The organism is Mycobacterium sp. (assembly GCF_049683935.1).
Taxonomy (GTDB): Bacteria; Actinomycetota; Actinomycetes; order Mycobacteriales; family Mycobacteriaceae; genus Mycobacterium.
Genome location: NZ_JBAUJR010000299.1, coordinates 1 through 4,245, shown reverse-complemented (window position 1 = coordinate 4,245; position 4,245 = coordinate 1). Strand labels below are relative to the sequence as shown.

The window sequence follows — 4,245 nt, the reverse complement described above, 5'->3', positions numbered from 1 at the left end:
GGGCGGGATGACCGGATCAGCCATCACGGGATGTCACGACCCCCTGCTCGCCGGAGTTCAACACACTCTCCCACTGCTGCTGACTGGTCAGCATCGGCAGCGCATTGCGGTACACCTTGCGCATCCGGTTGAACTTGCGCACCAGCAGCGCCTGCCGCTTCAGGGATTCCCGGAGCAACTCGAACATCTTCTTCCGGTCGCGCTGCCGGTATACGACCCCGCGGCCGTCAGCCGTGGTCACGGTGACACCGTCGACCCTGCTCAGCGAGAACCACCGGGCGTCCTGGGTGGCCACGTTGATCTGCGGGCGGCGATGATGCTCGGTGTCGTGCTGCCGGAGTTGATGGACCACGCCGCCGGCCAACCGCGTCGAGATGGCCAGGGGGTTGGTCGGAATACTCACCCGCTTGCGCCACCGCTTCTCCGACGGCGGCGGCAGTGCGGTCGCGCCGGGAAGCACCACCGCGTCGGGGAACTCCTCGCGCATCTTGCGCACATCGGGAAGTGCGGACTCCAGGATCGTGAACAGGTTGTCGGGTCCGGCAAGGAAGTCGTCCATCGCCTTGTTCTGGATGGCGACTGTCGAATACTCGAGGCACAGAAGGTGTTTGAGCGTCGCCTTGAGGTGGCTGGCGACCAGCCCACGAACGTTGCCGTCCCAGTGCAAGGCCGCGACCACCAGTCTGTTGCGCAGATGGAAGTACGCCTGCCAATCGATCGCGTCGTCCTTGTCGCTCCACGCCATGTGCCAGATCGCGCAACCGGGAAGCGTGACGGTCGGATATCCGTGTTCACCCGCCCGCAGACCGTATTCCGCGTCGTCCCACTTGATGAACAACGGCAGCGGCTGGCCGAGCTCCTCGGCGATCTGCCGCGGGATCATGCACATCCACCACCCGTTGTAGTCGACGTCGATGCGACGGTGCAGCAACTTGCTGCGTTCGTGCTCCTCGTCGTTGAGTGGGAACTTGGCGAAGTTGTGGTCGTACTCGGTGTTGACCGCGTTGGTCCACATGAAGTTCGACGAATCGACCATCTCGCCCATCACGTGCAGGTGCGAGGGCTCCTGCAGGTTGAGCATCTGGCCACCGACGAGAGTCGGTGTCTTCGCGAACCGGTTCAGCGCCAGCGCCCTCAGGATCGAGTCCGGCTCGATGCGGATGTCGTCGTCCATGAACAGGATCTGCTCACAGTCGGTGTTCTTCAGTGCCTCGTACATCACCCGGCTGTAGCCGCCGGAGCCGCCGAGGTTGGGCTGGTTGTGCAGCGACAGCCGAGCTCCGAGCGCCGCTGCCGCCGCGTCGAATCCGGGATGGTCCTTGGCCTTGCTGGTCCCCTGGTCGGACACGATGACCGAACTGATCACCTTGTCCACCAACGGATCCGAGGTCAGTGCGGCGAGCGCGTTGACGCAGTCCGACGGCCGGTTGAACGTCGGGATGCCGACGGCCACACTGGCCCGGCCGGGCGCCTCGACCGGTGCGTACCAGCCTGCGCTGTGCAGCGTCGAGTTGGCGTCGGTGGTGATGTCGAACCAGATCCAGCCACCGTCCTCGAACGGGGTGAGGTCGACCTCGAACTCGACGGAGGCGCTTGCGCCGACATCAGATCCAGTGGCGCTTGCGCCGACATCAGATCCAGTGGCGCTTGCGCCGTTCTCGCTGGAGATCGGCGCACCACCGACGGTGATCCGGGAGCCGGTGGCCTTGGACCGGTAGACATCAACGCGCGCGCTACCGGTGAGTTCGACACGCAGCACCACTGATTCCAGCGTCGACCAGCGGCGCCAGTAACTGGCCGGGAAGGCGTTGAAGTAGGTCGCGAAGGAGACCTCGGATTCGGCGCCGATCTCGAGCGCGGTGCGCGTCGGTGCGTGGGCGCGCCTGGCGTTGGTGTCGGACTCCTCGATGTAGAGCTTGCGGACATCGAGCGGTTCACCGGGGCGCGGGAGGATGATGCGGGCCAGCAGGCTGACTGCCCGTGACTGTCCGGCCTCGAGCGCGCCGGACGGGATGTCACTCATTGTCGACTGCTTTCTGTTTCGGGGGCGACCAGCGCGACACCGTCACGTAGGTGCGGCGCCAGGGTGTTGTCGTACATGTTCAGCGCGCTGGCGATCGCCATGTGCATGTCCAGATACTGGTAGGTGCCGAGGCGGCCGCCGAAGAGCACGCGCGAGGACGCCGTCTCCGCCTGGGCCAGCTCGCGGTAGGCCGTGACCATCAAGCGGTCCTCACGGGTGTTGATCGGATAGTAGGGCTCGTCGTCGTCCTTGGCGAAACGACCGAACTCCCGCATGATGACGGTCCGGTCGGTCGGGTAGTCCCGCTCCGGGTGGAAGTGGCGGAACTCGTGGATGCGGGTGAAGGGCACGTCGGCGTCGTTGTAGTTCATGACGGGTGTGCCTTGGAAATCACCGGTGTCGAGGACTTCGGTCTCGAAGTCCAGGGTGCGCCAGCCGAGCCGGCCCGCCGAGTAGTCGAAGTAGCGGTCCAGCGGACCCGTGTACACGACAGGAGCGTTCGGACTGTGGGCCCGCAGCTCGTCGCGGACGTCGAACCAGTCCGTGTCCAGTCGCACCTCGATGCGATCGTCGGCGGCCATGTTCTGCAGCCACGCGGTGTACCCGTCGACCGGCAGACCCTCGTAGGTGTCGTTGAAGTAGCGATTGTCGAAGGTGTAGCGGACCGGCAGCCGGGTGATGTTCGACGCCGGCAGGTTCGTCGGGTCGGTCTCCCACTGCTTGGCGGTGTAGTGCTTCATGAATGCCTCGTAGAGCGGGCGGCCGATCAGACTGATCGCCTTCTCCTCGAAGTTCCGGGCGTCCTTGGTGTCGAACTCCGCGGCCTGTTCGGCGATCAGTGCCCGGGCCTCGTCCGGGGTGAAGTACCTGCCGAAGAACTGCGACACCAGGCCGAGCCCCATCGGGAACTGATAGGCCTGCCTGTTGTGCATCGCGAACACCCGGTGCTGATAGCCGGTGAACTCGGTGAACTGGCTGACGTAGTCCCACACGCGCTGATTGCTCGTGTGGAACAGGTGCGCGCCGTAGCGATGCACCTCGATGCCGGTCTCGGGTTCGGCCTCCGAGTAGGCGTTGCCGCCGATGTGCGGACGTCTGTCGAGGACCAGGACCCGCTTGTCCAGCTGGGTGGCCACCCGTTCGGCGATCGTCAGGCCGAAGAACCCGGAGCCGACGACGATGAGGTCGAAAGCGTCGGTGGGAGGGCGGGGAGCAGGAGAGATCATCGGCAGCAAGGGTATCCGACCACACGCGCTGGCCCTGCAATGGCCGAGCCGCGCAGGTCGCAATTAGCTCACAATTCCGCATCGTCACTCTAGTCCCAGTAGTCACATCAGTAACATCGACCGCGTACGAAGAAGCACGCACAGGTAGCCGATTCAGGCAGCCGATTTTCTACGTCCATGTATTGAGGAGACTTCCGTGCCGAACCGACGTCGACGCCGGCTCTCGACAGCCTTGAGCACAGTCGCCGCTCTGGCAGTCGCGAGTCCAGTTGCCATTGTTGCCGTTTCCGAGCTGTCCGCAGCCCCCGAGGGCACCCCGCAGCACCGCGAGTTCGTGCAGGCCGCGACCATCACCGACCTACCCGGTGAGCTGATCACCGCGTTGTCCCAGGGCCTTTCCCAGTTCGGCATCAACCTGCCGCCGATGCCGACAGGTCTGCTCACCGGATCGGGTGCCACCGCGCCCACGACGCTGTCCCCCGGGCTGGGAGTGCCCGGCCTGGGAACGACGGGCCTGACCGGGATGCCGTCGCTGACCGACCCCGGCCTCGCCAACCCCGCGCTGACCAACCCGTCGCTGACCAGCCCGACCGGCGCGGTCCCGGGCCTGACCACACCAGGTCTGACCACTCCGTCGCTGACCGATCCGGCACTGGCGGCCACCCCCGGACTCACGGTGCCGGGAGTCAGTACACCCGGCCTGACCACGCCGTCGCTCACCGATCCGGCGTTGACCACACCGGGTCTGACGACTCCGCCGGCGCTGACCGACCCGGTCCTGGGCGCTGCGCCGATCTCGACCTCGGGACTGCCGCTGACCGGCGAGATCCCGATCTCGGCCCCGATCGGACTGGACCCGGCACTGGGCGGCTACCCGATCCTGGGTGATCCGTCACTGGCCGCGCCGGTAGCGCCGAGCAGCGGCGGCATCGTGGGCGACCTGACCAGCGCCGCGAACCAACTCGGCGCGGGCGAGGCGATCGACCTGCTCAAGGG

3 protein-coding genes are annotated in these 4,245 nt (G+C 66.0%); 1 reads left to right on the top strand and 2 read right to left on the bottom strand.

The features are described from left to right. Positions 1–16: 16 nt before the first annotated feature. Both WA965_RS17485 and glf read right to left on the bottom strand, forming a co-directional pair. Positions 17–2,023 carry a glycosyltransferase family 2 protein gene (locus WA965_RS17485; protein WP_526302814.1) on the bottom strand — a complete coding sequence of 669 codons (2,007 nt, stop codon included), beginning with the start codon at positions 2,021–2,023 and terminating at the stop codon, positions 17–19. Then, a complete protein-coding gene (gene glf / locus WA965_RS17480) occupies positions 2,020–3,249 on the bottom strand; it encodes a UDP-galactopyranose mutase (protein ID WP_526302815.1) in 1,230 nt (409 codons plus the stop codon). Before glf ends, WA965_RS17485 begins: the two co-directional genes overlap by 4 nt. 196 nt (positions 3,250–3,445) lie before the next feature. Between glf and WA965_RS17475 the strand changes: the two genes are divergently transcribed. Beyond that, a partial coding sequence (locus tag WA965_RS17475; protein ID WP_526447866.1) for a hypothetical protein occupies positions 3,446–4,245 on the top strand: 800 nt, incomplete at its 3' end.

What these genes read in the sequence shown, in the direction of transcription:
- WA965_RS17485 (WP_526302814.1), bottom strand. Translation starts at nt 2,023, where the DNA reads ATGAGTGACATCCCGTCCGGCGCGCTCGAGGCCGGACAGTCACGGGCA.
- glf (WP_526302815.1), bottom strand. Translation starts at nt 3,249, where the DNA reads ATGATCTCTCCTGCTCCCCGCCCTCCCACCGACGCTTTCGACCTCATC.